This is a genomic window from Amycolatopsis japonica (assembly GCF_000732925.1).
Taxonomy (GTDB): Bacteria; Actinomycetota; Actinomycetes; order Mycobacteriales; family Pseudonocardiaceae; genus Amycolatopsis; species Amycolatopsis japonica.
In genome coordinates, this window is record NZ_CP008953.1 from 289,166 (window position 1) to 315,818 (window position 26,653).

The window sequence follows — 26,653 nt, forward strand, 5'->3', positions numbered from 1 at the left end:
TCAGGAAGGTCAGTAGATGTCCGCGATGGCGTCCCGGATCGCGTTCGCCACGCCCGATTGACTGGCCGGGTCGTAGTGCCCGATCACGGCGCCGGAGGCCTCGTCGGTCTCGGTCCGGATCAGGTACCGGCCGTCTTCGGTGTCGAGCCAGCTCAACGGCGTCGACCGGAGCCGTTCGCCGCGGCGGCCGATCCCGCTCACGATGATGTAGCCACCGCCGAGGCGGGTCCCGGACAGCACCTTCTCCAGGACCTCGACGTCGCTCTCGTCGTTGCGCGGCGCCGCGGTCTCCGGCCGGGCGCGGACGACGCCGGTGAACTGGAGGTTGCCGAACGCGTCGGTCTCTTCCTCGTCGAACTCGGCTTCGGCCTGGCGGCGCGCGGCCATCGCGGAGACGGCGCGCTCCTCCTTCTGCACGAGCGTGCGGCGGCCGGTCGACGCGGGGCGCATCCGCGGCAGGACCCCGGAGAGGACCTCGACCAGCTCTTCGTCGTCGAAGAGCGCGAACTGCAGGAGGTCTTCGCCGTGGGCCTGCGTGATGCCGAGCGCCTGCCTGCCGTCGGTGAGCGCGAGGACGGCGATGTCCTGGCCGATACCGTCGATACCGTTGATCGAAACGGTGATCCGGTGGTTCCCGAGCAGCGCGAACGCGGTGCGGACGGCCTGGTTCAGCTCGCCGTCGATCGACAGGCGGCGCCGTTCGAGATCGGTATAGACCTTCCGGATGATCGCGGAGTACCGCTCCGGGTCGATCGAAGTGTTCTGGACGCGCAAGGGAAACAAGCGGGCATCGACGCCAAGCGCCCGCCCGACCACTGTCGCCTCGACCGTCCCCAGCGCGAAATCGGCTCGCTCAGCCATGCTTCTGCGCTACTCCCTCACGGGGTCGGGCCCCGACTTTGTTAATGGCCAAAACAAACTAGCACAGCGCATGAACCTACGGAACCATACGTACACGGCTGAACACGATGGAATGGATCACCGTGCCCGATCGGGCACTTTTCCTGCCCCTAAAGGAATAACGGCCTGTTCACCGGCGCGTTACCGGTCGGCCGCCGCGGGGGCGTAGGTCGTCATCCGGCGGGCCACGTCGGTCCGCGAACGGGCGCCCAGTTTCCGCAGGACTTTCGCGACGTGCTGTTCGACCGTACGCGGCGAAAGGAACAATCCGTCCGCTATCTCCCGATTCGTGCGTCCGTCGGAAAGCATGCGCGCGACCTCGAGTTCGCGGGGCGAGAGCTCCTGGCCGTAGCCGCGCCGCCCCCGCTGCGAGGGCGCCCACGCGCCGTGTTCCCGGAGCAGGTGGCGGCAGCGGCCGGCGTCCCTGGTCGCGCCGAGCCGCTCGTAGGCCTCCGCGGCCGCCGCGAGCTCCTCGATCGCCTTGCGGTCGCCCGCGTCGAGTCGGCCGGCGGTCAGGCGGCCCGCAGTTAGACGGCACAGCGCCGCCCGCTCGCGGGCGCCGATCGCCTGATAGGGCATCGGCAGCGCTTCGTAACCGGCCGCGGCCTCGTCGAAAACCGTTGCCGCGGCGGGATGTTTGCCACGCGCGTCGAGCAGGATCGCCCGGCCGGCGAGTAGTGCGACCCGGGAGACCGGCGAATCCTTGCCGTCGACGCCGCGGGCGAATTCCTCGACCACGGCGTCCGCCTCCGACCAGCGCCCGGCCCGCGTGTAGGCCTCGGCGGCGGCGGGGACGAGCGCCGCCGCCCACACCCAGACACCCTTGCGCCGGGCCGCCGCGACGGCGTTGTCGGCCGCCGCGCACGCCCCGTCGACGTCGTCCGTCGCGAGGAGCACCCGGATCAGGACGCCCGCCGCCGAGAGGACGACCGGGATGGGCCCGTGCTCCGGCGCGTGCACGCTCGCCGCGGTCAGATGTCGTTGCGCGGCGGCGAATTCCCCGCGCACGGCGGCCAGCCCGCCGAGGACGAGCGAGCATTCCATGACGATCGGGCCCAGGTCGGGATAGCCGTCGCGGAGCTGCTCGGTGGCCTCCGCGAGGCCGGACCAGTCGCCGCGCACCCAGTCGAGCCGGACCCTGGTGCCCTGCGCGAGGCCGGCGGCGTAGAGCGCGCCCGCGTCGGTCGCGCGGCGGATCCCTTCCGTGACCAGCTTTTCCGCCCTGGCCAGATGCCCGGCCCAGGACTGCGCGTCGGCGAGGTTGCACCACATCCTGGCCAGCTGGACCCGTTCGGCCACCCCGCCGCCCTGGTCGGCCAGTTCGGTGAACTCGGTCCAGGCCGAGCCGTCGCCGATATGCGCCTGAGTGGAGATCCGGTCGCCGAGCAGCGCGAGGCGCAGTTCCGGGTCTTCGATCCGGTCGAAGACCTCCCGGGCCCGGTCCATCCAGACCTCGTGCCAGGACAGCGGGGTCAGCCCGTCGATCGGCTGGGCGAGCAGATTGATCCCGCGCGCGGCCAGCTCCGGCTCGTCGACCAGTTCGGTGATCGCCTTCTCCACCTCGACCCGGCCGCGGCCGAGCCGCCCGATCGTGCGGACCAGCAGCATCCCGAGGCTGAGCCGGATCGTCCCGCGCACGCTCGGGCGCAGGTCGGTGAGGTCTTCGAGGATCCGCTCCAGTGTCTCGATGACGTCCGGGCGGAACCCGCGCAGCGCGACCTGGCTGAGCTTCGTGGCCAACCGCGCGACGTCGTCCTCGCCGAGTCCGGCCTCGGCCAGCACGGACTGGAGCAGGTCGATGGCGCGTGAGGTGTCGCCGTGGGCGATGGCCTCGTCGGCGGCGGCTTCGGCGTAGTGGCGCCATTGCCCGGTCCGGCCCGCCGCGCGCGAATGGTTCGCCAGCAGGGTCAGCGGCGGGGCGGGCTGCTCGGCGAGCACCTTGATGGCGCGTGAATGCAGCAAAGTCCGTTCCGGGCCGCTGATCGTGTCGTAGACGGCCTTGCGGGCCAAGGGATGCCGGAAGCCGTAGCGGTCGCCGCCGAGTTCGCCGAGCACTCCGCCGTCCAAAGTGGACAACAGGGCGGTGCGGAGGGCGTCGCCGTCGAGGCACGCGAGTTCACCGATCACGGCCGGTTCGGAGGGGACGGCGAGCACCGCCGCCGCGCGGGCGAGCCGGACGGCGGGTTCCGGCAGCGCGTCGAGCCGTTCGGTGATGGCCTCACGCAGGGAGATCGGGACTTCCAGGCTTTCCAGCAGCCGGTCGCCCAGCACCTCGCCGATCGGCAGCCGTCCCGCCGCGTCCCGCAGCGCCCGCAGTGTCTCCTCGACCACGAACGGGATCCCGGCGGTGCTTTCGTGGAGCTTCGCGGTGAACGGCGCGGAAACCCTCGGCAGGTCCAGCAGTTCCTCCGCGAGCTTCCCGACGGCGTCGAGATCGAGGGGGCCCAGCGTCACGCGGGCGGTCTGGACGTTCGGCGGGGTGCGGAACGGGATGCCGGCACCGTGCCCGGAGGGGGAACCGGTCCGGTAGGCCGCGACGACGGCCAGCTCGGCGGGCATCGCGGCGGCGAGGAAACGCAAGAGGTCGCGGGTGCCTTCGTCGGCCCACTGGAGGTCGTCGATCAAGACGAGCGCGGGCCCGCAGGCGATCAGGAGTTCACGGACGGCACGGAACTGACGGTGGCGTTCGGCGCATGGGTCGGCGAGCGGTTCCGGTTGGGGCGGAAGGCTTTCCGCCAGTTCGGGCAGCAAGGGTCTCAGCACCCCGGCCACCGGACTGAGCGGTCCGAGCGGCCGGTCGCCCGCCGAGCGCAGCGCTTCGAGCACCGGCCCGAACGGGAACGGCTCGCGCATCGGCTGGCAGGCGCCCGAGAGCACCCGGGCGGACGCGAACTCGCGGCGCCCGGCCAGCTCTTCGAGCAGCCTGCTGCGGCCCATCCCGGGTTCGCCTTCGATCAGCACGGCGGCGGGACGGCGCAGCAGGATCTTCACGATCGCCGAGACCTCGACGTCGCGGCCCACTAATGCCGTCGATCCGGCGCGGACCGAAACCGAGGTCGGGCGAGGGGTGGCAAGCCACATCATGCGCTCCTCGGTGGGGAGTTCCCGCTGAGCCCGACACGATCTTGTGCGTTGTCCTGCGGAGCCTAAGCACTGCCTACCGGGTCGTAAACCACCCAACACGGACACCCCGGGCACCCCTTGAGGCCGTTCGAGGACGCAGCGTCACCGGTTGGCTGACGGATCATCGGTTGGAAAATCACCGGACACCCGAAACGTCGGCCACAAACCCGATTCGGCGATTCATCCCACGTTCAGGGGGTGGAAACGACTACGCAAGGTATTCGCTCGAAACCCTACTTACGGACGTGTCCGTCCGGGTGCCTGCTCTAGGTGGCCGCCCGTGGAGCAGGGGATTCGGTTCCCGAAGAATGGGTATACCTATCCCGCGCCGACCCGGATTGCGGCCTTCCCCGGAGTCCAGAACCCTCACCCGTCAGGGGAGGGCCATCGCATGGCGAACCGGAGCCGTGCGTGATGACGAGGGAGAAGCATGAAGATCACGAAGCTCCTCGGTGTGGCCGCCACGGCAGCACTGGCCACCGGCGCGCTCGTCACGGGTACCCCCGCGGCAGCGACCTCGAACACTCTGCTCAACGCCGAGATGGTCCCCGCCCTGCAACGGGACCTCGGCCTGACCGCCGACCAGGCACTCGCCCGGATCCAGAGCGAGACCGCCGCCGGCACGCTCGAACAGGCGCTCGCCTCGGCGCTCGCCGGCAGCTTCGGCGGCGCGAGCTACAACGAGGCCACCGGCAAGCTCCGCGTCGGCGTGACGGACGCGGCGAAACTCGGCCAAGTCCTCGCCAGCGGCGCGGAGGCCGAACTGGTCCGCTTCTCGGCCGCCCAGCTCGATTCCACTGTGGACAGACTGAACGCGAGTGAGCGCGCGGCGGACGGCGCGATCACCGGCTGGGGCGTGGACACCAAGACCAACCGGGTGACGGTGAACGTCCTGCCGGGCAAGAGCGGCGTCGTCGACTCGTACCTGGAGAAGGCCAAGGTGGACAAGACCGCCGTCTCGGTGGTCGAGACCACTTCGGTGCCGACCCTCAAGTACGACGTCCGCGGCGGTGACGCCTACTACATCAACAGCTCTTCGCGCTGCTCGATCGGCTTCTCGGTCAACGGCGGCTTCCTCACCGCCGGGCACTGCGGCCCGGGCACGGTGACCGGCTCGAACCGGGTCGCGATGGGCTCGTTCGCCCGCGTCAGCTTCCCGACCAACGACTACGGACACGTCCGGGTCAACAGCAACTGGACGCCGCGCGGCATCATCAACAACGGCACCCGGGTGAGCGGCTCGACCGTCGCCGCCACCGGCGCTTCGGTCTGCAAGTCGGGCTCGACCACCGGCTGGACCTGCGGCACCGTCGGCGCCAAGAACCAGACCGTCCGCTACGCCGAAGGCACGGTCTACGGCATGACCGCCACCAACGTCCGCTCGCAGGCCGGCGACTCCGGCGGCTCGTTCATCGCGGGCAACCAGGCGCAGGGCATGCTGTCCGGCGGCAACAGCTCGGTGACCTACTTCTTCCCGGTCCGGCCGGCGTTGTCCGCGACCGGGACCTCCCTGGTCCTGGGCTGACACAGGACGAAGGGCGGACCGAGTGCCTCCAGCGCACTCGGGCCGCCCTTCGTTTTCGTGCCGCGGGAAAGTTTTCAGACGTTGCTGATCTCCTCGATCAGCGCTTCGACGTCGAAGTGCTCGCTCTCGGACCCGAGCGGGACCAGGTCGTAAGTGGACTCGAGGAACGTCTCCACGTCCTCGCGTTCCAGCTCGAACGACGCATAACCGTCGGGTGACTCGATTTCGAGCGTCAGCATCGCCTCGTCCTCGGAGAGGTCGGGGCGGACGCGGACGTCGCCGAGCCCGGCGGGATCGGTGAGGCCGGTGACGAGCAGCTCACGCGCGAAGGTCCACTCGACCCACCGGCCGCGCTCGGTCCGGAACGACACGGTGACCGCGAACGGTTCGCCGGCGTGGAAGGACAGGCGGGAGAGAACGGGCGTGCTGCTGTTGTTCAGCAGAACGAACTGGCTCTGGTGAATTGCGTCGGTGTGCACGGCCACTCCTCAGTGCTCTCGTGGTTCGCGCGGCGCGAACTTTTCGTCTCGGGGAGGAGATGGCCGGGCACGGGCCGGATGACGCGACTGTCGCCACGTTCACGCTATCGGCTGCATATGTCCATAGTGGTGTAACGCCGGGCACAGACCCCTTGCGTTCGGGCCGATACCCGTGGTGACGAGGTCAGGGAGTCCTTTTTGGACCCTCAGGGCTCCAGCGGCAGGGACAGCCCGGTCTTGACCCGGTCCATCGCCACCGACGTCGTGAAGTGCCGCACGTTCGGGTTGTCGAAGAACATCCGCCGCGTGAACGTCTCGAAATCCGCCATGTCCCGGCAGGTCACCACGAGCACGAAGTCGGCGTTGCCGGTGACGTAGTAGCACTGCTGGACGTTGTCGTCCGCGAGCACCTGACGGCGGAACCCGTCGAGCACCGCGAGGTTCTCCCGCTCCATCTCGACCATCACCACGAACGTCATCGACAGCCCGAGCGCCGCCGGCGACAGCACCGCGACCTCGCGTTCGATCACCCCGGCCTCGCGCAGCCGCTTGATCCGCCGCTGCACGGCCGCCGCCGACAGGCCCACCTTCGCGCCGATGTGCTCGGCGATCGTGCGGGCGTCGGACTGCAGGCAGGCGAGGATGGCGACGTCCAGGCGGTCGAGGTCGGGTGTGTGCACCAGGTCAGGCTAACCGGACGGCTCTCCCCGGCGCCTGTTCTTTGATCGCGCCCTCGCGCGGCGTCGGTCACGCCCGGGGCGAAGGTGAGAATTCTTTGAATTGTGACCCGGAACACAACTGACGGGTCTACTGAATGGTAGCGCTTACAAGTGAATGGCAGACCTCTCATTTCCCCCGCGAAAGGATTTCTTGGTGCCCTCATCTCAGGTGGCCGTTCTCGCCGGTCTCGGCTCTTGGCTGCCTCCGCGCGTGGTGGGCAACGAGGAGATCGCCCAGCGGCTGGACACCTCCGATGAGTGGATCCGCTCGCGGACCGGCATCGCCGAGCGCCGGGTCGTCGATCCCGGGACGTCCACTGTGGATCTCGCCGTCGAGGCGGGGCGACGGGCGCTGACCTCGGCGGGGGAGACCGAGGCGGACGCGGTCGTGCTGGCGACGTCGACCGCCGACCAGCTGTGCCCGGCCAGCGCGCCGCAGGTCGCGACGAAGCTCGGGCTGAACGGTGTCGCCGCCTTCGACGTCAACGCCGTGTGCAGCGGGTTCGTCTACGGGCTCGCCACCGGCGCCGGGCTGATCGCCGCCGGTGTCGCGCGGCGGGTGCTGGTGATCGGCGCCGACGCCTTCACCTCGCTCGTCGACCCCGAGGACCGCGGCACGGTGCCGATCTTCGGCGACGGCGCGGGCGCCGTCCTGCTGCGCGCGGGCGACCCGGACGAACTCGGCGCGCTCGGCCCGTTCGACCTGCACAGCGAAGGCGAACTGGCGGAACTGCTCTGGGTCGAGGCCGGTGGCGCGAAGAACCGCCGCTCGGACGACCCGCGTGACCACTATCTGGTGATGCAGGGCCAGACCGTCTTCCGGCACGCCTGCGCGCGCATGGCCGAATCGGCGCGCGCTGTGGTCGGCGCCGCGGGCTGGGCGGTCGGCGACATCGACCGGTTCATCGGGCACCAGGCGAACATCCGCATCCTGCAGACCTGCGCGAAGCAGCTCGGGCTCGCCGAGGACGTGATGTACTCGAACATCGAGAAGGTGGGCAACACGAGCGCGGCGTCCATCCCGATCGCGCTGGCCGACGCGGCCAAGGAGGGCGCGCTCCAGCCTGGGCACCGCGTCGTGATGGGGGCGTTCGGGGCCGGGCTGACCTGGGGTTCGACGTTGCTGCGCTGGCCGGACGTCATTCCGGGCTGAGCGCCGCCCAGGCGTGCGTCGGTTCTTGACGCCCGCGAAGCTCCAGTTCCGCGTACGGCTCCCAGTGCGAGCGCTCGCTCTCCAAGGCCGCTTTGAGCACCGCTTCGCTCGCCAGGATCCGGCCGTCGGCGGCTTTCGCGTACTCGGTCAGGCGCGCGGCCTCGTTCACCGCGTCGCCGATGACGGTGTACTCGAACCGGCTGCTGGTGCCCAGCTGACCGGCGAAGACCCGGCCGCTCGCGACGCCGATGCCGAGGTCGAGCTCGCCGGTCTCCTGGACCGCGTCCCGGATCGCCCGCGCGGCCGAAAGCGCGGCCGTCGGCGCGTCCGCGAGCCGGGTCGGGGCGCCGAAGACGCAGAGCGCGGCGTCACCCTGGAACTTGTTGACCAGCCCGCCCCGCGCCCCGACCGCGTGCACCACGCTGGTGAAGAACCGGTTGAGCATCTTCACCAGGTCTTCGGGCGGGGTGCGGCTCGCCAAGGCCGTCGAATCGACGACGTCCACGAACAGCGCCGTCACCTCGCGCACATCACCCGAAAGGGAGGCGCCGTACTCGAGCGCGTGCCGCGCGACCTCGTCCCCGACGTGCCTGCCGAAGAGGTCCCGCATCCGTTCCTGCTCGCGCAGCCCGGCGGCGAGGTCGTTGACCGACGTCTGCAGCAGGCCGATCTCGCTGGAGTCGTCGACCTCGACCACGACCTCCTTGTTGCCGCGGGCGATCTCGTCGAGCGCTATCCGCAGGCGGTGCAGCGGGGTCGCGACGGCCTTCGCGAGCAGGCCCGTCCCGATCGCGCCGACGCCCAGCCCGATCACCGAAAGCATGATCAGGCTCGCGACGTGGTCGCCCTGGCCGAGATCCGGCGGCGTGGCCACCAGCAGCACGCCGAGGAACGGGACCCCGCTCGCCAGCGACCAGGTGACGACCACCCTGGTCAGCACGGTGACCTTGAGCGTCCCCTTCGGCGGCGTCACCTTGAGCGCGATCGTCATCACCGGCCGGGCGACCCATTCCGCGGCGAGATAGGTGAGGCCGACCGTCGTCAACCCACCGAGCCCGATGACCAGCGCCATCCCGAGCGCGTCCATCCAGGACCCGAGCACCCGCGCGAGTGAACCGAGCACGATCGTGCCGATCAGCCAGAGCGTGCCGCTCACGATCCCCATGTCGATCGGGAGCCGGAGCGCCCGCTCGGCCTCGGCCTTCGTCGGCGGGCGGCCGAAGACGAACCAGACCGCCGTGCGCCGCTGCAGCCATGCCGTCCACACGGTGCCGACGATCAGCGACAGCGCCACGATCCCGGCCGCGGTGACGCCGAGGATCCAGCCGCGATCGCCGACCTCGCTCGGAAGGCCCTGCAGGAGCAGCAGCAACGCCACGACACCGGCGCCGCACACACTGGATCCGACGCCGAGCGCGGCGAAGCCGAGACTGGTCCTGAGCACCAGCCGGAACCGGCTCGACATCGTCTTCGCGCGCACCCGGTGATCGTATGACCTCCGGCGGAAAAAGGTTCGCCGGTTCCCGGGCGCGGTGGTTACCGTGCGGGCATGGAACCGTTGGGCCAGGACGAGATCAGAGCGTCCTTCGTGAACTGCACCCGAGGCGAGGCCAAGGGAGTCACGCTGCCCGCCCGGCCCGAAGAGATCCCTTGGGAGAAAAGGGAATTCCTCGGCTGGCGCGATCCGAAGGCCGCCGCGCGGGCGTATCTCGTGCTGCCGTACCGCGGGGAGACCGTCGGGCTTTCCCTGCGCGCCGCGCCCCGGCCGAAGGGCCGTGTGCTGCTGAGCAACATGTGCGGCCTGTGCACGACGACACATCCGCTGTCCGACATCGCGCTGTTCTCCGGCCGCCGCGCCGGGAAGCTGGGGCGCGAGGGCAACACGCTCGGCATCTACGCGTGCGCGAATCTGGCGTGCAGCCAGTACATCCGCGGCGAGCTGAAGTCGGACGTGCCGCAGCCGGCGGAAACGCTGTCGCTCGAAGAACGCGTCTTCCGGCTGGAGGACAAGCTGCACCGGTTCGTGGAGCGGGTACTCGAGTCACGCTGAGGTACCTGCGGTAGAACGCATTCAGAGGACTAAATGCGTTCTACCGCGCCTCAGAACCGCATCCGCAGGATCCGCCCCATCTTCTTGAACGCCGGGAACAGCCCCGCGAACCACAGCTGCGCCCGCATCGACCCGGAGAGCCGGTCCTTCACCTCAGGTGTCGCGTAATCCGTCGAATCGAGTTTGGACACCAGCGTCAGCCCGAGCCGCTCCAATTCGGAAATCTCGTCGATGCCCCAGTACAGCGTCGCGTTGGCTTTGCGGACAACGGGATTCAGCTTCTGCAGTTTGATCCCCAGCCTGCTGAAGATGTCGAAGACCATTTCGCCGCCCTGCGGGAAATGCGCGATCAGCCGCCGCAGCAATTCCTCGCCTTCGGACGGCCGCAGGTACATCGTCAGCCCCTCCGCGATCACCAGACCGGGTTTGTCCGACGGGATCTCGTCGATCCAGCCGAAGTCCGTCACCGACGAGCCGATGGTCCGGTAGCCGTCCCGTTCGGGATAGAGCCGGGCGCGCAGGTCGACGACCTCGGGGTAGTCGACGTCGAACCACCGCACCGTGGGCGGCGGGTCGACGCGGTACACGCGGCTGTCCATCCCGCAGCCGAGCTGGACGACGGTCGCGTCCGGGTGCTCCCGGAGGAACGACGCGGCCCATTCGTCCATCGGCTTGGCGCGCAGCGCGACGGTGAGCCCCATGTCGGCGTTCACGCCCAGCGAGGCGAAGTCGTAGTCGATCTGCTTGACGGCCTCGTCGGCGGCCTTGTCGCCGAGGATCGGCCGCTCGCCGCGGGCGTCGAGCGCCCGGCCGTACAACGTGGCGAGCATCGTCGCCTTCTCTTCGGTGAACCGGACCTTCTCCACCGCACACCCCCGTCAGAAGTTTCACAAACTTCTGAAAACAATACTCGCGCGAGAGCGGTCGCGCCATCAAGGAAGCGTTAATCCCCGGACGTGTAGTCGTGGACGTAGGTCTTGGCGTCGAGCAGATGCCGCAAGGTGATCTCCCGCGCGGCCGCCGCGTCCGACCGGCGGATCGCTTCGAGGATCGCGCGATGTTCGTCGACGGCCTTGCGGATCTGCCCCGGAAGCCGCAGCGCCGCCCGCCGCTCCTCGCCGACCAGCGAGAGCACCGAACGCAGCAGATCGGTGACGTCGTCGTTGCCGGCGTTGCCCGCGATCACCCGGTGGAATTCGGCGTCGGCCGCGATCACGCGCAGCATGTCGCCGTCGGCGGCGGCCTGGTCCATCTCGTCGACGGTGCTTTCCAGCCGGGCGAGCACCCGCGGCGTGTGCTCGAGCGCGAGCCGCTCGGCGAGCGTCGGCTCGACGGTGGTCCGCAGGTCGAAGAGCTTCTCGACCAGTTGCTCGTGTTCGGAGAACCACCCGCGCAGCGGCTGTTCGCCGAGGTTCTCGCGGACGTAGGTGCCCGAACCCGGCCGCACCTGCACGTAACCGATGGAGTCCAGCACCCGCAACGCCTGCCGCAGCGAACCGCGGCTGATCCCGAGCTGCTCGCAGAGCGCCCGTTCGGCGGGCAGTCTCGACCCGGCGGGGAGCCTGCCCGAGTCGATCATCGTGCGCAGATGATCGACGGTCGCACTCCACACCTGTTCGCGCTCGTCGTCGGCCACGGCCCCATCCTCGCAGGCCCGGCGGGACGTCCGGAATTGTCGGTGCGGGATGTCATCCTGTGCCGATGACTGGGGTGGCAGGGCTGATCAAGGCATGGGTGCACGGCTGGGCGCTCTCCCGCGGCGTCGGGGTCCCCGTCGCCGAGCCGGACGGTTACCGGCTCGACGTCGGGCGTCCGGGGCATCGCGTGCGGTACGTGCTGGCGGACACCGGATCGGTCGCGAGCCGGGCGAGTTCGCTGACCGAGCCCGGAACGTGGTTGAAGGTGAGCGGTTCCCGTGAGGAAGTGGCGAAGACGGTGCCGCCGGAGTGGCAGGTGGGTCCGCCGGAATACCTGATGAGCGCGCCGATCGCGCTCCGTCCCGTCATGGCCGCGCCCGAGCCGTACCGGGCGGAGCTGGTCGGCGACGGCGTCGTCACCGACGTCGTGGTGCGCGCCCCCGACGGTTCGCGCGCGGCCACCGGCCGGGTCGCCATAGCCGGTGGCACGGCGGTGATCGATCAGGTCGTGACGGAGCCCGAGCACCAGCGGCGAGGGCTGGGCCGGTTCGTGATGCGCAGGCTCGACGAGGTGGCGGTCGCCGCCGGGGCGGAGCGGGCGGTCCTGGTCGCGACGGAGGAGGGGCGCGCGTTGTACCTGACACTCGGCTGGACGGTCGCCACGGAGATCACCGCGGCCCATCTGCCGGAGGAGAACTGACATGGCGGCGGTGTTCAAGGACATCTGTCTCGACGCGAGCGATCATCAGGCCCTCGCGGACTGGTGGTGCGCCGCGATGGGCTACGTCCGCCGCCACCGGGACGAGCGGCCGGTGGAATGGCCGGTCGCGATCGAGGATCCGGCCGGTCGTGGCCCGCTGATCTGGGTCAACCCGGTGTCCGAGGCGAAGACCGTGAAGAACCGTATGCACATCGACGTCTTCGGCTCGACGGCCGAGTTGGTCGCCGCCGGCGCGCGGCTCGTCCGGGCCAGGGACGGCGAGATCGACTGGGACATCCTCGAGGATCCGGAAGGCAACGAGTTCTGCGTGTTCTCCCCGTCGAACGGGACATAACGGGCTCGTTGAATGTTCGACTAGACACATCCGGAGCGCGAAAGGAGGTAACGGTGCTTAGGGTGCGGACGTGAGTGCTTTATGACGTGGTGGCACGCGGTCGTGATCTTCATCGCGGGGCTCTGGGCGGGCACCATCAACACGGTCGTCGGTTCGGGCACGCTCGTGACGTTCCCGGTCCTGGTCGCGCTCGGCTACTCGCCGCTGACGGCGACGACGTCCAACGCGATCGGCCTCGCCCCGGGCACGGTCAGCGGGGCGATCGGCTACCGGCAGGAGCTCAAGGGCTACTGGCCCGAGGTCGTCAAACTCGCGGTGGCGTCGTTCTTCGGCGCGATTTGCGGGACCATCCTGTTGCTCTCGTTGCCGAAGGACGCCTTCGAGACCGTCGTACCCGCGCTGGTCGGGCTCGCGGTGGTACTCGTGATCGTCCAGCCGCGCGTGGCCGCCTGGGTCGCGAAGCGCCGCGAGGAGAACGGGAAGGTCCACAAGATCGGGCCGCTCCTGTTGTTCCTGATCTTCCTGATCGGCATCTACGGCGGATACTTCACGGCCGCGCAGGGCGTGATGATGGTGGCCGTCATGGGGATGCTGATGTCGGAGTCGCTGCAGCGCCTCAACGGCGTCAAGAACGCCCTGTCCGCCGTCGTGAACATCGTCGCGGGCACGATCTACGCCTTCATCGCGCCGGTCAGCTGGCCCGTGGTCGCGCTGCTCGCGGTCGGGTCGACGATCGGCGGTCAGCTCGGCGCGAAGATCGGCCGCAAGCTCTCGCCGAAGGTGCTGCGCGGCGTGATCGTCGTGGTCGGCGTCGCCGCGATGGTGCAGCTACTCCTCAAGTAAGAACCGCCCGCACCCCGACCGACACCCCCCGGCGAACGCCATGAAAGGTCCTTTCCTTGCAAAATTTGCAAGGAAAGGACCTTTCATGGCACGCGAGAAGGAAACGGCCCGCACTCCGTCCACGAAGTGCGGGCCGCGGCGAAACCCTTGTCAGCGCGGGAAGTCCCCAGCCGCTTCGAGGAAGAGGTCGTTCTCCTCCGGCGTCCCGATGGTCACACGCGCGCCTTCGCCCGCGAAGGGGCGCACGATCAGCTTCCGCTCTAGGGCGTGCTCCGCGAACTCCGTCGTCCGCTCGCCCAGCGGCAGCCAGACGAAGTTCGCCTGCGTCTCCGGCACCTCGTAACCCTTGGCCACCAACGCATCCCGGACCCGGGTGCGTTCCGAGACGATCTCCTTGCAGCGTTCCAGCAGTTCGTCGGCCGCGTCGAGCGAGGCGATGGCCGCCGCCTGGGCGATCATGTTCACCGAGAACGCGACGTAGACCTGCTTCAGCGCGACGGTGATCGCTTCCGGCGCCACCGCGTAGCCCACGCGAAGGCCGGCGAGGCCGTACGCCTTCGAGAACGTCCGAAGCACCGCGACGTTGTCCCTGCCGCGCGCGAGTTCGACGCCGTCCGGCACCTCGGCGTCGGTCACGAACTCCTTGTACGCCTCGTCGAGCACGACGAGGACGCCCGAGGGGACGGCGTCGAGGAAGCGCTCGAGTTCCGCGCGCCGCAGGACCGTTCCGGTCGGGTTGTTGGGGTTGCACACGAAGACCAGCCGCGTCTTCGGCGTGATCGCGGCGAGCATCGCGTCGAGGTCCAGCCCGTGCCCGGCCGTGAGTGGCACCTTCACGCTCACGGCGTTCGCCACCTGCGTGACGATCGGGTACGCCTCGAACGAGCGCCACGGGAAGACGACCTCGTCGCCCGGGCCGCACAGAGCCTGGATCATCTGCTGGCAAAGGGAAACCGAACCGCAGCCGATGGCGATCCGGTCGACGGACTCGTTCAGCTCGCGGGCCAGCCGCTCGACGAGCGCGGAAGCCGTGATGTCCGGGTACCGGTTGATGCCCTGCGCCGTCTCGGCTATGGCCTGCGCCACACTCGGCAGCGGGCCACCGGGGACCTCGTTGCTCGCCAGCTTGATCGCGCCCTGGATTGTCCGGCCAGGGACGTACTTCGGCAACGATTCGAGATCCGCACGCGGCGAAACAGGTGACATCTTCGGCGCTCCTACGTCTGGGGGACGGCTCCGACACCGTATCCTCCCGCGCGAGCGCAAGCTCCGAATATTTACCTAAGAGTGGTCTGATGGAGGAATGACCCTGACGACCACCGTGGAACATCAGCACGCCGACGGCCACACGCTGCGCCTGACCTTCGCCGAACCGGATGGTGTCGTCCGCGGCGGACTCGTGGTGCTGCACGAGGGGGCCGAAGAGGTCGAAGAGGGTTTGGGCCTGCTCCTGGCCGGTCTCGCCGGCGAAGGCTGGCTCACCGTCACACCGCATCTCGACCGGGACAACCTCACGCAGCAGGACCTGCTCGAAGCCACCGACGCGACGCTCTCCTGGCTCGCGGAACGCGGTGTCCAAGCGGATCTCGTCGGTGTCGTCGGTTTCGACCTCGGGGGCACGGCCGCGCTGGTCGTGGCGTCCAACCGCAGGCTGGGCGCGGCGGTCAGCGTCGGCGGGCAGGGGGTCACCGGGCTGCCGGTCCTCGTCGAAATCGCGGGACGGCTCACCAGCCCGTGGCTCGGCATGTACGGCGACGCCGGCGACGAGGCCGGAGGCGCCGAGGTCGAGCAGCTGCGTGACGCGGCGGCGACGGCGAACGTCGCGACGAACGTCGTCCACTACCCGGGCGCCAATCACCGCTTCGACGCCGACCCGGACGCGGCGGCGGAGGCCTGGCAGCGCACGTTGAATTGGTTCGACGCCCACCTGCGCTGACCCCGTTCGCGCTAGCATTCCCCTCAAGATGTGACAGGGGAGGGTCGAATGGCACAGTCACCCAAGGTGCCCGTGACGCCACAAGCCGCGTTCGGAGCTTCGGCTCCGGCGCTGGCTCCGGTGGCGGGTCAGATCCGGGACTCCAAGACCGATGCCAAGAAAGGGGCCGTCAAGGTCTCCGAGGACGCCGCCAAGAAGCTCGTCGACGCCCTGCTCAAGGCGCGCCAGGAGCTCAACGCGCTCATCAAGGACTCGACGGAGTTCAACGCGCCGCTGAAACTGGGCGACAACGTCGTCGGGCACACCATGAGCGATCGCTTCCAGGGCGCCGCGAACAAGGGGACCGAAGCGGCCGTGCCGGTGCTCAAGGACTTCGCGAAGGTCCTCAAGGACTTCCAGCTCACCGTGATGGCGGCGCGGAAGATGTACGTCGCCGCGGACGAGGAGGGCCAGGAGCAGCTCGAACGGGTCGCCCGCCGGTTCGACATGGAGGACATCGTCGGCCACGAGCGGAAGGACGAGCACTGATGCGCATCCTGCCCATGCCGTGGCCGCCGCGGGAGCCCGAACCACAACCGGGCCCCGAAAGCCTCATCGCCGACATCGACTGGATGAGTTACTCGCATCGAGAGCTCTACGCGATGGTCCACAACGAGCTGGATCTCGCGAGCGCGGAAGCCGTCGCCGCGCAGTGGACGAAGATCAGCGCCTTCCTCGACCGGGTCGGTTCCGAGCTCAGGGCGGCCCTCGCGGCCACCGCCGACGGCTGGACGGGCGAGGGCGCGGACAGGGCCCGCGACGCCGCGGTCAAGCTCGTCGACTGGGCGGGCGAGACGGGCTGGCGGGCGGAGAACGTCGCGAACTGCGTGCGCCGCCAGGCGGACATCGCCGAAACCGCGCGCCGCACGATGCCCGAGCCGCCGGGACACGCGCCGCGGCCCAAGCTGCCGGAGCCGCCGAAACGGCGTCCGATCCCGGTCTCCGATTCGACGCAGGCCATGTCGGCCTCGGCGCCGTCGGGATCCGAGTTCGCCGAAGCCGGGCGGATCGTCGCCGAACCCACCGACGAGAGCTCGCAGGATCTGCACCGTCAGGCCGCCGACGTGATGAAGCGGATGCAATTCAGCTCCGGCGAGGTCTACGAGAACGTTCCGAGCTTCACGTCGTACGGCAAACAGCCGAAGATCCTTGAGACGCCCGAAGAACCGAAGCCGAAACCCGAAGAACCGAAGCCGGAGCCGGTCCCGCCGCCGGACGACTCGACACGCAGCAGCGGCGTCGACGACGCGGCCCCGATCCAGGTGCGGGAGCCGGTCGAGGCGCCGCGCGCGCCGGGCGCGGGCAGCGGCGCCTACGTGCCACCGCCGCCCGGCACCGTCGGAGGAACCCAGGAACAGCTCGGGCAAGGCGGCCGGTCCGGCGCCGGTGCCGGTGGTTTCGGGCCGTCGGGGCAGCCCGGCCAGCCGGCCGGGACCCGCGCCGCGGCCGCGGGCATGGGCGGCTTCGGCGGTATGCCGATGGGGATGGCGCCTTCGCAAGGGCGGCAGGGCGAAGAAGCGCACAAGGCGCCGGACTACCTCGTCGAGGATTCCGACGTATGGGGCCTCAGCGGGCACGTCACCCCGCCGGTCATCGGCGAGGACCCGAGGAGCGGTCGCTGATGGACTGGATCCGGCTGCACGTCGGCGAGCTGTTCCTGCTCTGGTCGGCGCACGGACGCGACGAACTGCCCGCGGTGCTGGAGGTCCCGCACGTCGGGCGGACACCGGAGTTCCGCGCGGAACTGGTGGCCTCGGCGAGCGCGACGCTGTCGGAACGCGGCCTCGGCACGGTGGACGCCCCAGCGCCCGAACTGGTCCGGCTGCTGCACACCGTCGCGAACAGCGAACTCACGCTCGACCTGCGGCTCGACGGGGATCCGGCGTACCGGGCGGTCGGCTGCGTATCCGATCGCGGCGCGGTCGCGATCGGCGTTTCGGGTACCGACGTCGAGTTGGCGGCCCTGCGGGAACCGCTCGTCGCCGCGACGCTGCTGCAGGCCTTGCCGCCGTGCGAGCAGGGGCGGGGCCTGTCGGTCAACCTGCGCGTCGACGACTACACGGCCGCATGCGAGGCGGGGGAACGCGGCGGGCAGCCGGCGTTCTCCGACGTCCTGCGCGACGCCGGGCTGCGGGAACCCGAGATCATCGTCATGGTGCGGATCGCGACGCAGCGGATCGGCAGCGGGCGGCTCGGCGCGGTCAGGAAGTCTTGGGAGGGCCGCTGGGTGCGCGGAGAGGGTACGTTGACCTGGGTCGACACCCCCGACGGCCGCTACGGGCTCCGGCGCGACCGAGGGTGGCTGACCGTCACCCCGCTCGACGCGTCACGGCTGAAGTCGATGGCGTACGAGCTGTTCACGGGGGCTCGCCAAGCAGGTTAACGAGGGTTAACATCGCGGGGTGACTCACACCGCCGACGCCCCGGAAGTGCTCTGGCGCCCCGAGCCGAGCCGCCTGCCCGACACCAAGATCGACGCGTTCCGCCAGTGGCTGCGCACCGAACGCGGCGTGGAGGTCGACGACTACAACGCGTTGTGGGAGTTCTCCGCGCGGCGGGGGCCGGAGTTCTGGTCCGCCGTCGCCGAGTTCCTCGGCGTGCGCTGGCACGAGCAGCCCGGTGAGGTGCTCACCGGGGAAATGCCGAACGCCCAGTGGTTCGTGGGCGGCACGCTGAACTACGCCGAGCACTCGCTCATGCCCGGCGTCGCGGGCGCCGCGAAGGCCGACGACGAGATCGCCGTGATCTTCCACCGCGAGGACGGCCTCTCGTCGCAGCTGACATACGGCGCGTTGCGCTCCGCCGTCGCCGCCGCGCGGCAAGGGCTGCGCGAGCTCGGAGTGTCCAAAGGGGACAGGGTCGTCGCGCTGGCGCCGAACTGCCCGCAGACGCTGATCGCCTTCCTCGCCACCGCGAGCCTCGGCGCCATCTGGTCGTCGTGCTCGCCGGACTTCGGTGTCCGCGCGATCACCGACCGCTTCGCGCAGATCGAGCCGAAGGTGCTCATCGCGGTCAACGGCTATGTCTACAATGGACGGTGGTTCGACAGCCGGTCGACGGTGAACTCGTTGCGCGACGAGATCCCCACGCTCGAAGCGACCGTGCTCGTCGACTACGCCGGCGGCCGCCTCGACGGCACCCTCGACTGGGACGAACTGCTCGCCGACAACGAAGGCGCGGAGCTGGCCTTCGAGCCCGTCGACTTCGCGCACCCGCTGTGGGTCCTGTACTCGTCGGGGACCACCGGTCTGCCGAAGGGCATCGTCCACGGGCACGGCGGGATCACCCTCGAACACCTCAAAGCCCTTGCCCTGCAAAGCGATCTTGGCCCGGGCGATCGGTTCTTCTGGTTCACCACCACCGGCTGGATGATGTGGAACTTCCTCATCTCCGGCCTGCTGACCGGCACCACGATCGTGCTCTTCGACGGCAGCCCCGGCAGCCCGGACCTCAACGTGCTGTGGCATCTGGCCGAGCAGCACCGCGTGACGTACTTCGGCACGTCGGCGCCGTACATCCAGAGCTGCCTGAAGGCCGGGATCAAACCGGCCGAGCGGTTCGACCTGACGGCGTTGCGCGCCTTGGGATCCACCGGCGCGCCGCTGAGCGTCGAGGGTTTCCGGTGGATCGTCGACGAGGTGGGCAAACGCGTCCAGATCTGCTCGGTGTCCGGCGGCACGGATCTGTGCGCGGCGTTCGTCGCGTCGGCCCCGGACGTCCCGGTCTGGCTGGGCGAACTCTCGGTCCGCGCGCTCGGCGCCGCCGTCGCCGCCTTCGACGAGGACGGGAAGCCGGTGGTGGAGACGGTCGGCGAACTGGTGATCACCGAGCCGATGCCGTCGATGCCGGTGTTCTTCTGGAACGACCCGGACGGCTCGCGGCTGCGCGAGGCGTATTTCGAGATGTACCCGGGGATCTGGCGGCACGGCGACTGGATCCGGATCACCGGCCGCGGCTCCGCCGTCATCTACGGGCGCAGCGATTCGACGCTCAATCGCGGCGGCGTCCGGATGGGCACGGCCGAGTTCTACCGCGTCGTCGAATCGTTCGACCAGGTCGCGGACTCGCTCGTGATCGACACTTCGGCGGCGGGCAACGAGGACGGGCAGCTGCTGTGCTTCCTCGTGCTGACCGAAGGCGCGTCGCTCGACGAGGTCGAACCCGCGCTGCGCAAGGAACTGCGCGGAGCCCTCTCGCCGCGGCACGTGCCCGACCGGTTCGTCCAGGTGAGCGAGGTGCCCCGCACGCTCAACGGCAAGAAGTGCGAGGTCCCGGTCAAGAAGATCCTTTCGGGGGTCTCACCTGACCGCGCCGTCAGCCGGGATGCCCTGCTGAACCCCGACGCCCTTGTACCGTTCGTAGAGCTGGCAAGGAGCTGACAGGGGCGGAACTTGGCGGGTGCTTGGCGGGTGGCGGGCGCCACCTCGGTGGCGGTGATCACCTGGGTGACGCGGCTGGCCGGGCTGCTGGCACTGGTCTCGGTGCTGGTCCCGGCCGGGCGGCGCACCCTGCGCGGACACGTCGCCGCCTGGCTGGAACTGCCCCACGAGGCCACGGTCGGCGCGGCGACGGTCGCGCTGGTGACCGGGGTGCTGCTGATGCTGCTCGCCACCGGTCTCAAACGACGGAAGCGCCGGGCCTGGCAATTGGCGGTCGCCGCGGCCGCGTTGCTGGCGGTGTCGCATCTCGGGTTGCGGCACACCCTCGGCGCGGGACTCGTGTCGCTCGCGCTGCTGATCGCCCTGATCGCGACGCGGCGGCATTTCATCGCGCTCCCCGATCCGGTGACCGGCCGGTGGCGCGCGATCCGGGTCTTCCTGCAACTGACGGTCGCCGGCGTCGCGATCAACTTCGCGCTGCTGTCAGTCGCGCCTGTCGACGCGGGTGTCGGCGACCGCCTGGCGCAGTCGGCGCTGGCCCTGATCGGCGTGAGCGGCCCGGTGACGTTCCCCGCGCTGTGGCTGGAAGACCTGTCGGCCGCGGTCGGCCTGCTGTTCGGGATCGGCGCGATGCTGCTGGCGGCGTACTTCCTGCTCCGCTCGGCCGAACCCGCCCCGGAGCTGACCGACGAGGAGGTCGAGCGGCTCAGGGGGCTGTTGGGGGAGCGTGACTCGCTGGGGTACTTCGCGCTACGCCGAGACAAGTTCGTGGTCTTCTCGAAGTCGGGGAAGGCCGCGGTGACCTATCGGGTGATCGCCGGGGTCGCGCTGTGCTCGGCGGACCCGCTCGGTGACCCGGAAGCGTGGCCCGGCGCGATCGAGGAGTACCTGGACGTCTGCCGGCGGTACGCGTGGACCCCGGCGACCATGGGCTGCTCGGAATTGGGCGCGACCGTCTGGGCCCGCTTCGGCCTCGAAGTGCTGGAGATCGGCGACGAGGCCGTCGTCGACACTGACACCTTCACCCTCGAAGGGCGCGTCATGCGCGGAGTCCGCCAAGCCGTCTCACGCACGAAGCGCGCCGGCTACACCGCGCGCATCCGAAAGGCCGAAGACCTAGCAGCTGCGGAACTCGACGAACTCCGTGCCCTCGCCGCCACCTGGCGAGGCACGGATACGGAACGCGGCTTCTCGATGGCCCTCGGTCGCATGGGCGACCCCGGCTCGGTCCTCGTGACCGCCGAGCACGACGGCCAGGTGCGCGGCGTCCTCCAATTCGTCCCCTGGGGTGAGAAAGGCCTGTCACTGGACGTCATGCGCCGCGACCGGACCGCCGACAACGGCGTCAACGAACTGATGATCTCCGAGCTGCTTCTGACGACGCCCGCCCAGCACGTCTCCCTGAACTTCGCCGCCTTCCGCGCGGTGCTGGAGCAAGGCCAACGCATCGGCGCCGGCCCCGTCGCCCGCCTGTCCGCCCGGACACTGCGATTCTTCTCACGCTGGATCCAGATCGAGACCCTCTACCGCTTCAACGCGAAGTTCCAGCCGCGCTGGGTCCCGCGCTACCTCGCCTACCCCGCGGCCCGCGACCTCCCTCGCGTCGGCGTCGCCGTCTTCGAAGCCGAAGGACTCGGCGGACGCCCATCAGGCCTGCTCAGAGCCCTGCAACGCGTCTAAGGGGGGTGCCTTCCGAGGGGGTCCAGGGGGTGTGTAACCTATTTGAGCAGTGGTCGTTGGGCCTGGGAGGCTTCGCCTAGTCTGGTCTATGGCGCCGCACTGCTAATGCGGTTGGGGGTAACCCCCCCTCCCGGGTTCAAATCCCGGAGCCTCCGCTGGTGCCTGTTCCGGCAGGTGCTAGATTGATAACTGAACAAGCGCCCGTAGCTCAGCTGGATAGAGCATCTGACTACGGATCAGAAGGTCAGGGGTTCGAATCCCTTCGGGCGCACGTCTGGTTGAGACAGCACTAAGGCCCTCCCGTTCGCGGGAGGGCCTTTTTGTCTGTCCGTTGTGGAGTGTTACTGGTCGGCCTTGCGGTGGAGTTCGGCAGCCCTGTCACGGAAACGACGCTTGATGGCGGCGCGGTTGGCTCCGCGGGTTTTCGCCGCATGGCAGTTCGGACACAGCGCGATCATGACGGATGGGTGATCAAGCCCGCTCAGTGCGAGATCGTCGACGTGGTCCACTTCAAGGATCGCCTTGCCACCAGGTGCGGTGTCGAAGGGCATGCCTGTGCACCTGTCATTTTCGCAGTCGCCGTCCGCGCGGACGAGCACTGCATCACGTACGGCCCGGCTGCGGGGATAGAGATTTCGGGTTCCCTTGGACGGCTTGCGTCCACCGCGACCAGCCTTCGATGACTTGTCGATGAGGCGAAGGTAGTCCTGGTAGGTCTTCTTTCGCTGGCTGCTCGTGGCGTTCTTGGCCGGAGGCTGCGGCGGAGGCGTGTCCTTGATGTCTCCGTCGTCAATGAGCTTGCGCACACGATCTGGCCAAGTGGCTAGCTCGGGGCCGGGGACCGCCATCACTTGGAACGCATACTCAAGACGGAGTTTTTTGTTGTTGTCAGGTGACCACACCTGCGTTCGGCTGAGAATGGCTACCCACGTAGTGAACTTGAAGGTGCCGCCTGCCGGTCGGTACCAGTACCGCACCGCCTCAAGATTTCTGCGAGCGGTATCGAGTGCCAGGTTGCCTCGTAGCAGCTTCTGGTTACCTTCGCGCCCCTCGCCGCGATATTCAAAGGGGTTTAGTGCGTCTGGTGGTTCGTCGGCGTACGGCCCCTCTTCGTCGGAGAAAATGTTGAGTGCACCGCCGCCAAGAAACGTGGTGATCCCGGCGACTCCGTTGCCGCCAAAGGCGTTCCGGATGGCGGTTCGGTTGGAGTACTCCGCTCCAAGCAGTGGGGGCCATACTCGGGTTGTTGTGGAGCTCGCGAAACCAAGTCGACTGAGGCGGCGTGCTGCGGCCTCTCCGGTGAGAGCCGAGACAGGGAGTTTGTCGCGGTCTGGATGCTGAACCTTGTACGCGAGACTGGCGACTTTCTCGGCGTGGTAGTACTTGCCGTCGAGTTCAAGGACGAAGGCACGAGTGAACCCGGCCCCGGCTGCTCCTGGGTCGATGACATCGCACTGCTGTACTGCCGTGAGCACCGCGTCGCGACTCGTGAGCTCCTTCAAGGACACCTGGATACCCCCATTCGAACGTACGTCCGAATGTAGCGCAGGCGCTTGCGGCGGTGGAACTCTATTGCCACCTACGCAACTGTGTCGCCAGATGGTCACTCTGCGATGGAGACCCACCCGGGAGTCGAACCCGGAGTCCAACGGCTTTGCAAGCCGCCGCACGACCGTCGTGAAGTGGGCCGAGTTGGGACCAGCGTGCCCTCGGCAGGAGTCGAACCTGCGTTCCCGGCTTCGGACGCCGGCGTCGTATCCGTTGGACCACGAGGGCTTGCGGAGGATGCAGGATTCGAACCTGCGCGACGCTCTCACGCCGACCACCGTTTTCGGGACGGTTGCCTTACCTGGCTCGGCCAATCCTCCTTGTCGTACTGCTCAGTCGGACGCCCGCGAGTCGAACGCGGTGACTCCTGATCCCAAATCAGGCGGGGTCGCCAGTGCCCCTCGCATCCGTCGACCGGCGTATCCCCCTCCGATACGCCGACCTGTACCCCTGCCAGGACTCGAACCTGGGACCTCCGCATTCGTAGTGCGGCGCTCTGTCCACCTGAGCTACAGGGGTGAGGTGGAGACGAGTGCACGCCTCCACCGGCGCTCGTCCTGGCTGCCTCTTTCGGCGACGGGGACGAGCTTTGGGAAAAGTCTTCTGTTATCAAGGTTCGCGCTGAATAGGCAGCGCCGAGCACCGGCGGGAGGAGTCGAACCCCCTGGATACGGTTTTGGAGGCCGTTCCGCTTCCCAAGCTCGCCGATAGGGAATTGCTTTCGTGCAGCAAAAAGAGAGAAGCCGCCCATCAGTTTCCTGATGGGCGGCTCCCTGACATCACACGCGCTATGGCGTCATGATGGGGAGCCTTTGTCGGCAAGAACTCGCTGGTCAGCCCGGTGTGAGCCTCGCCAGGAACAGCGCGACGGACATACGGCGGTGGGCGCGACGGCTGAATGCCAACGCTGCGCCTTTCGCTCGTGCATGTTCATCATGGCTGCTCCTGAGATTGGTCGAGTGCTGTAACTATGACTGATGAGTCAACATAGTGCAATGCTATTTGCCGATCCTGCTCTTCGGGCGGGGTATGGGCTCCGCGGAGTGAGTACCGCGAGCGTGAGGCCAAGGCAAAGTTGATGTTCGTCCGGTTGAGGGTGTTGCGCTGCCGCAAGTTGGCCTAACGTCTTGTTGTGGGCTTGAAAGACATCTCTCGAGAAGCGGTGCTTGCGGCGATCGCTGAGCACGACAACGTTGGTGCAGAGCGCTTCAGGCGTCTGCAGGGTGTGACGCGTGCATCTCGCTACGTGGTGATGCACGAGGGATCGGATTACGACGCGAAAGTGCTCGTGCTGGCAGCGCACCGCTCAGCGGTCGGCGCGGAGCTCGGTGCGGATGACGTGGGGGCAGCGGAAGAAAAACTGATTGCTCGCCTGGGTCGTCTCGGGTTCGAGTTCAGGAACGTCGAGACTCACCGGCTGGCTGTCGGCGGAGAAGGGTTCGGGGAGATCCCTGGTATCCCTGAGGGGACTACGTTCGTCAACCGGCGAGACGCGTTCGATCGTGGAGTCCACAAGCAGCTTCAGGCTGGCATTTCCGGGAAAGGCGATACTGGAGCAAAGTCCATAGTTGTCTCTGGTGGGTACTCGGACGACAAGGACTTTGGTGACGAGATCATCTATACCGGCCATGGCGGGCGGAGTCCGTCAGGCAAGCAGATTGAAGATCAAAGCTTCAAGGCCAGCGGAAACGCTGCTTTGGTGACAAGCAGTGTTACTGGTGAGCCTGTTCGGGTGATCCGTGGCGCCGACAAGAAATCCTCCTATGCGCCAGATTCGGGTCTTCGCTATGACGGCCTTTACCGGGTTGCCGAGGTGTGGCGTCAGCCTGGTGAAGCGGGCTTCATGGTTTGCCAGTTCCGCATGATAAAGCTGGCGGTCGGGACCGTGATGGCTGCGGAGCCGCAAACTCAGGCGTTGCTGCCGATTCCTGCAGGTAACGATGCTCCTGCCCGGGTTGCGGCCAAGGTTCAGCGTTTGGTTAGGTCCACCCAGGTGGTCAACTATGTGAAACAAGTGCATGACGACGTGTGTCAGACTTGTGGGGTTCGACTTAGGATTGGCGACAAAGCCTATTCCGAGGGAGCTCATATCCGCGGTCTTGGGCGCCCGCACAATGGTCCGGATGTCTACTCGAATGTCCTTTGCCTATGCCCTAATTGTCATGTGCTGTTTGACTATGGAGCCATGGTGATTAGTGAGGATATGAAAGTCGTCGTGCATGGCGAGGTGGTGAGCGAGTTGCGTCAGCATGTGGATCACCACATTGATAAGGATCATCTCGATTACCATCGGGAGCACTACACTTAAGATCCGCTCTCAAAGACGCTGGTCAGGGCCTCCCGGATCAGCCCCGCCAGATCCGCCTCCCCGTCCGTCTCCGCCCACCGAAGCAGCGCGACATGCGCCGCCCCAAGGCATGCCATAGCCGTAGCCCGCACCCGAAACTCCTCCTCGGGAGAGCAACCGAGGGCGGCCACGATCGCATCGGCCGTCGCGTACTGGCTGTCCAGATGCCGCGCCCTCAGCGCCGGCACCGAGATCATCAGCCGTAGCCGCGCCAGCAGGAACGCCTTCTCCGAAGAAGACCCGTGAGCGGCCGTCTCCGAGAGCGCGTGTCCGATCCGCGCAGACAAGGGCCCAGGAGGGGCGGCAGCGACGGCAGAAGCGGTCACGGGGTCGTATTCGTCGTAGAGGACCAGGTCCTCCTTCGTCGGGAAGTGCCGGTAGACCGTCATCGCCGAGACGCCGGCGGCCGCGGCGACGTCGGCGACCGTGGTCGCGTCGTAGCCGACGTCGGTGAAGAGGCGGATCGCGTGCGTCTGGACAGCGAGCCGGGTTTCGGCGCGCTGGCGGTCTCGGAGGCTCACGTGGTAGACACTATCAAAGTGTTAGTCACTAACATCTGAGGGTGCGCAATGAAGACGGCATTGGTGACCGGAGCGTCGCGGGGGATCGGGGCGGCGATCGCGCGGCGGCTCGAGAAAGACGGCATACGAACGATCAAGCGCTCAAGCGAGCAGGCCGACTTGTCGACCATGGACGGAGTCGACAAGGCCCTGGAGGGCATCGACAGCCTGGACATCCTGGTCAACAACGCGGCGGCCGCACCGGGAGGGCCGATCGGGACCGACACGCCCGAAGCGTTCGACCACCTGATGGCGGTGAACGTGAAGGCGCCGTACTTCCTCATCCAGCGGGCACCGCTGAACGACGGCGGCCGCATCGTCAACATCTCGTCGGTCGCCACCAGGATGGCCAACCCGGCGCAGACGTCCTTTGCGATGACCAAGGGCGCGCTCGAGACGATGAGTCGCACCCTCGCCCACCAGCTCGGGCCGCGCGGGATCACGGTCAACGTCGTCGCGCCGGGCGCCACCAGGACCGCGGACAACGGCCAGATCTTCACGCCGGAGCTGGAGGCCGCCATAAAGACGCTCACCGCGCACCGAAGGCTCGGCACCGCGGAGGACATCGCGGACGTCGTCGCGTTCCTCGTTTCCGACGACGCCCGGTGGGTGACCGGGCAGGTCCTCGACGCGAGCGGTGGGTTGTTCCTCGGTCCGCCGGCGCAAGGCGCAGAATAGGC

Annotated in this window: 24 protein-coding genes and 6 tRNA genes; 16 read left to right on the forward strand and 14 right to left on the reverse strand. The window is 68.3% G+C overall.

The features are described from left to right. Positions 1-9: 9 nt before the first annotated feature. Positions 10-861, reverse strand: coding sequence for an ESX secretion-associated protein EspG (locus AJAP_RS01445; protein WP_038507638.1), 852 nt, complete (start codon positions 859-861; stop codon positions 10-12). 180 nt (positions 862-1,041) lie between these two features. Next, positions 1,042-3,981 carry an ATP-binding protein gene (locus AJAP_RS01450; protein WP_038507641.1) on the reverse strand — a complete coding sequence of 980 codons (2,940 nt, stop codon included), beginning with the start codon at positions 3,979-3,981 and terminating at the stop codon, positions 1,042-1,044. Positions 3,982-4,453: 472 nt separating this feature from the next. Between AJAP_RS01450 and AJAP_RS01455 the strand changes: the two genes are divergently transcribed. Then, positions 4,454-5,548 carry a S1 family peptidase gene (locus tag AJAP_RS01455; RefSeq protein WP_038507645.1) on the forward strand — a complete coding sequence of 365 codons (1,095 nt, stop codon included), beginning with the start codon at positions 4,454-4,456 and terminating at the stop codon, positions 5,546-5,548. Between the two features lie 74 nt (positions 5,549-5,622). Here AJAP_RS01455 and AJAP_RS01460 read toward each other — a convergent pair whose 3' ends face one another. Together AJAP_RS01460 and AJAP_RS01465 are read right to left on the reverse strand one after the other, a co-directional pair. Then, the gene (locus AJAP_RS01460) at positions 5,623-6,027 is read right to left on the reverse strand and encodes an SsgA family sporulation/cell division regulator (protein WP_016330736.1); all 405 of its coding nucleotides are present in this window, start codon (positions 6,025-6,027) and stop codon (positions 5,623-5,625) included. A gap of 206 nt (positions 6,028-6,233) precedes the next feature. Continuing rightward, entirely contained in the window at positions 6,234-6,707 is a 474-nt protein-coding gene (locus tag AJAP_RS01465; protein WP_037333334.1) for an Lrp/AsnC family transcriptional regulator, read from the reverse strand. 154 nt (positions 6,708-6,861) lie between these two features. Between AJAP_RS01465 and AJAP_RS01470 the strand changes: the two genes are divergently transcribed. Then, on the forward strand, positions 6,862-7,899 hold the full coding sequence (locus tag AJAP_RS01470; RefSeq protein WP_051972302.1) for a beta-ketoacyl-ACP synthase III: 1,038 nt from the start codon (positions 6,862-6,864) through the stop codon (positions 7,897-7,899). Here AJAP_RS01470 and AJAP_RS01475 read toward each other — a convergent pair. Further along, on the reverse strand, positions 7,886-9,364 hold the full coding sequence (locus tag AJAP_RS01475) for an adenylate/guanylate cyclase domain-containing protein (RefSeq protein ID WP_038522185.1): 1,479 nt from the start codon (positions 9,362-9,364) through the stop codon (positions 7,886-7,888). The genes AJAP_RS01470 and AJAP_RS01475 overlap by 14 nt on opposite strands. Positions 9,365-9,448: 84 nt before the next feature. On the opposite strand from AJAP_RS01475, the gene AJAP_RS01480 reads away from it, so the two are divergent. Next, on the forward strand, positions 9,449-9,949 hold the full coding sequence (locus AJAP_RS01480) for an FBP domain-containing protein (RefSeq protein WP_038507651.1): 501 nt from the start codon (positions 9,449-9,451) through the stop codon (positions 9,947-9,949). Positions 9,950-9,999: 50 nt separating this feature from the next. On the opposite strand, the gene AJAP_RS01485 is transcribed toward AJAP_RS01480, so the two are convergent. Both AJAP_RS01485 and AJAP_RS01490 read right to left on the reverse strand, forming a co-directional pair. Further along, on the reverse strand, positions 10,000-10,815 hold the full coding sequence (locus tag AJAP_RS01485; RefSeq protein WP_038507654.1) for a class I SAM-dependent methyltransferase: 816 nt from the start codon (positions 10,813-10,815) through the stop codon (positions 10,000-10,002). A 77-nt stretch (positions 10,816-10,892) separates the two neighbouring features. Beyond that, positions 10,893-11,585, reverse strand: coding sequence for a FadR/GntR family transcriptional regulator (locus AJAP_RS01490; RefSeq protein ID WP_037333324.1), 693 nt, complete (start codon positions 11,583-11,585; stop codon positions 10,893-10,895). Between the two features lie 74 nt (positions 11,586-11,659). Between AJAP_RS01490 and AJAP_RS01495 the strand changes: the two genes are divergently transcribed. From AJAP_RS01495 to AJAP_RS01505, 3 genes are all read left to right on the forward strand, one after another. Further along, positions 11,660-12,286 carry a GNAT family N-acetyltransferase gene (locus tag AJAP_RS01495; RefSeq protein ID WP_038507659.1) on the forward strand — a complete coding sequence of 209 codons (627 nt, stop codon included), beginning with the start codon at positions 11,660-11,662 and terminating at the stop codon, positions 12,284-12,286. 1 nt (position 12,287) lies between these two features. After that, entirely contained in the window at positions 12,288-12,641 is a 354-nt protein-coding gene (locus tag AJAP_RS01500) for a VOC family protein (RefSeq protein ID WP_038507662.1), read from the forward strand. 81 nt (positions 12,642-12,722) lie between these two features. Continuing rightward, on the forward strand, positions 12,723-13,484 hold the full coding sequence (locus tag AJAP_RS01505) for a sulfite exporter TauE/SafE family protein (protein WP_038507665.1): 762 nt from the start codon (positions 12,723-12,725) through the stop codon (positions 13,482-13,484). Positions 13,485-13,634: 150 nt separating this feature from the next. Here the strand turns inward: AJAP_RS01505 and hisC are convergent, their stop codons facing one another. Further along, complete coding sequence (gene hisC / locus AJAP_RS01510; RefSeq protein WP_038507668.1) at positions 13,635-14,690, reverse strand: histidinol-phosphate transaminase; 1,056 nt, start codon at positions 14,688-14,690, stop codon at positions 13,635-13,637. A 97-nt stretch (positions 14,691-14,787) separates the two neighbouring features. Here hisC and AJAP_RS01515 point away from each other — a divergent pair, with 97 nt between their 5' ends. From AJAP_RS01515 to AJAP_RS01550, 8 genes are all read left to right on the forward strand, one after another. Then, on the forward strand, positions 14,788-15,420 hold the full coding sequence (locus AJAP_RS01515) for a dienelactone hydrolase family protein (protein WP_038507671.1): 633 nt from the start codon (positions 14,788-14,790) through the stop codon (positions 15,418-15,420). Positions 15,421-15,468: 48 nt separating this feature from the next. Further along, on the forward strand, positions 15,469-15,948 hold the full coding sequence (locus AJAP_RS01520) for a hypothetical protein (RefSeq protein WP_228694840.1): 480 nt from the start codon (positions 15,469-15,471) through the stop codon (positions 15,946-15,948). Positions 15,949-16,061: 113 nt separating this feature from the next. Beyond that, positions 16,062-17,081 carry a PPE domain-containing protein gene (locus AJAP_RS01525; RefSeq protein WP_407639413.1) on the forward strand — a complete coding sequence of 340 codons (1,020 nt, stop codon included), beginning with the start codon at positions 16,062-16,064 and terminating at the stop codon, positions 17,079-17,081. Continuing rightward, positions 17,081-17,842, forward strand: a complete 762-nt coding sequence (locus tag AJAP_RS01530) for an ESX secretion-associated protein EspG (RefSeq protein WP_038507678.1) — start codon at positions 17,081-17,083, stop codon at positions 17,840-17,842. The genes AJAP_RS01525 and AJAP_RS01530 overlap by 1 nt, the downstream gene beginning before the upstream one ends. A gap of 19 nt (positions 17,843-17,861) precedes the next feature. After that, positions 17,862-19,838, forward strand: a complete 1,977-nt coding sequence (locus AJAP_RS01535; protein WP_038507681.1) for an acetoacetate--CoA ligase — start codon at positions 17,862-17,864, stop codon at positions 19,836-19,838. Between the two features lie 30 nt (positions 19,839-19,868). Beyond that, positions 19,869-21,518 carry a phosphatidylglycerol lysyltransferase domain-containing protein gene (locus tag AJAP_RS01540; RefSeq protein ID WP_051972303.1) on the forward strand — a complete coding sequence of 550 codons (1,650 nt, stop codon included), beginning with the start codon at positions 19,869-19,871 and terminating at the stop codon, positions 21,516-21,518. A gap of 65 nt (positions 21,519-21,583) precedes the next feature. Next, positions 21,584-21,673: transfer RNA gene (locus tag AJAP_RS01545), tRNA-Ser, on the forward strand. A 42-nt stretch (positions 21,674-21,715) separates the two neighbouring features. Further along, positions 21,716-21,789 (forward strand) — tRNA-Arg (locus tag AJAP_RS01550). 70 nt (positions 21,790-21,859) lie between these two features. Here AJAP_RS01550 and AJAP_RS43455 read toward each other — a convergent pair. The 5 genes from AJAP_RS43455 to AJAP_RS01575 all read right to left on the reverse strand — a co-directional run bounded on the left by AJAP_RS43455 (position 21,860) and on the right by AJAP_RS01575 (position 23,585). Beyond that, positions 21,860-23,020 (reverse strand): HNH endonuclease signature motif containing protein, encoded by a 1,161-nt coding sequence (locus AJAP_RS43455; RefSeq protein ID WP_148311429.1) that lies wholly within the window; start codon positions 23,018-23,020, stop codon positions 21,860-21,862. Positions 23,021-23,132: 112 nt separating this feature from the next. Continuing rightward, positions 23,133-23,207, reverse strand: a tRNA-Cys gene (locus tag AJAP_RS43460). 15 nt (positions 23,208-23,222) lie between these two features. Beyond that, positions 23,223-23,294 (reverse strand) — tRNA-Arg (locus AJAP_RS01565). Between the two features lie 3 nt (positions 23,295-23,297). Beyond that, positions 23,298-23,386: transfer RNA gene (locus AJAP_RS01570), tRNA-Ser, on the reverse strand. Between the two features lie 125 nt (positions 23,387-23,511). Continuing rightward, positions 23,512-23,585 (reverse strand) — tRNA-Arg (locus tag AJAP_RS01575). Between the two features lie 613 nt (positions 23,586-24,198). Between AJAP_RS01575 and AJAP_RS42775 the strand changes: the two genes are divergently transcribed. Next, positions 24,199-25,374, forward strand: a complete 1,176-nt coding sequence (locus tag AJAP_RS42775) for a YDG/SRA domain-containing protein (protein WP_202965557.1) — start codon at positions 24,199-24,201, stop codon at positions 25,372-25,374. Here AJAP_RS42775 and AJAP_RS01585 read toward each other — a convergent pair. Next, entirely contained in the window at positions 25,371-25,934 is a 564-nt protein-coding gene (locus AJAP_RS01585) for a TetR family transcriptional regulator (RefSeq protein WP_038507689.1), read from the reverse strand. The two genes, AJAP_RS42775 and AJAP_RS01585, sit on opposite strands and share 4 nt — an antisense overlap. 48 nt (positions 25,935-25,982) lie before the next feature. Here AJAP_RS01585 and AJAP_RS01590 point away from each other — a divergent pair, with 48 nt between their 5' ends. Continuing rightward, a complete protein-coding gene (locus tag AJAP_RS01590) occupies positions 25,983-26,651 on the forward strand; it encodes an SDR family oxidoreductase (protein WP_148311430.1) in 669 nt (222 codons plus the stop codon). The last annotated feature ends 2 nt before the right edge of the window (positions 26,652-26,653 follow it).

Coding starts and splice junctions, on each gene's coding strand:
- AJAP_RS01445 (WP_038507638.1), bottom strand. CDS start 861: ATGGCTGAGCGAGCCGATTTCGCGCTGGGGACGGTCGAGGCGACAGTG.
- AJAP_RS01450 (WP_038507641.1), bottom strand. CDS start 3,981: ATGTGGCTTGCCACCCCTCGCCCGACCTCGGTTTCGGTCCGCGCCGGA.
- AJAP_RS01455 (WP_038507645.1), top strand. CDS start 4,454: ATGAAGATCACGAAGCTCCTCGGTGTGGCCGCCACGGCAGCACTGGCC.
- AJAP_RS01470 (WP_051972302.1), top strand. CDS start 6,862: ATGGCAGACCTCTCATTTCCCCCGCGAAAGGATTTCTTGGTGCCCTCA.
- AJAP_RS01475 (WP_038522185.1), bottom strand. CDS start 9,364: ATGTCGAGCCGGTTCCGGCTGGTGCTCAGGACCAGTCTCGGCTTCGCC.
- AJAP_RS01480 (WP_038507651.1), top strand. CDS start 9,449: ATGGAACCGTTGGGCCAGGACGAGATCAGAGCGTCCTTCGTGAACTGC.
- AJAP_RS01500 (WP_038507662.1), top strand. CDS start 12,288: ATGGCGGCGGTGTTCAAGGACATCTGTCTCGACGCGAGCGATCATCAG.
- AJAP_RS01505 (WP_038507665.1), top strand. CDS start 12,723: ATGACGTGGTGGCACGCGGTCGTGATCTTCATCGCGGGGCTCTGGGCG.
- hisC (WP_038507668.1), bottom strand. CDS start 14,690: ATGTCACCTGTTTCGCCGCGTGCGGATCTCGAATCGTTGCCGAAGTAC.
- AJAP_RS01515 (WP_038507671.1), top strand. CDS start 14,788: ATGACCCTGACGACCACCGTGGAACATCAGCACGCCGACGGCCACACG.
- AJAP_RS01520 (WP_228694840.1), top strand. CDS start 15,469: ATGGCACAGTCACCCAAGGTGCCCGTGACGCCACAAGCCGCGTTCGGA.
- AJAP_RS01525 (WP_407639413.1), top strand. CDS start 16,062: ATGGTCCACAACGAGCTGGATCTCGCGAGCGCGGAAGCCGTCGCCGCG.
- AJAP_RS01530 (WP_038507678.1), top strand. CDS start 17,081: ATGGACTGGATCCGGCTGCACGTCGGCGAGCTGTTCCTGCTCTGGTCG.
- AJAP_RS01590 (WP_148311430.1), top strand. CDS start 25,983: ATGAAGACGGCATTGGTGACCGGAGCGTCGCGGGGGATCGGGGCGGCG.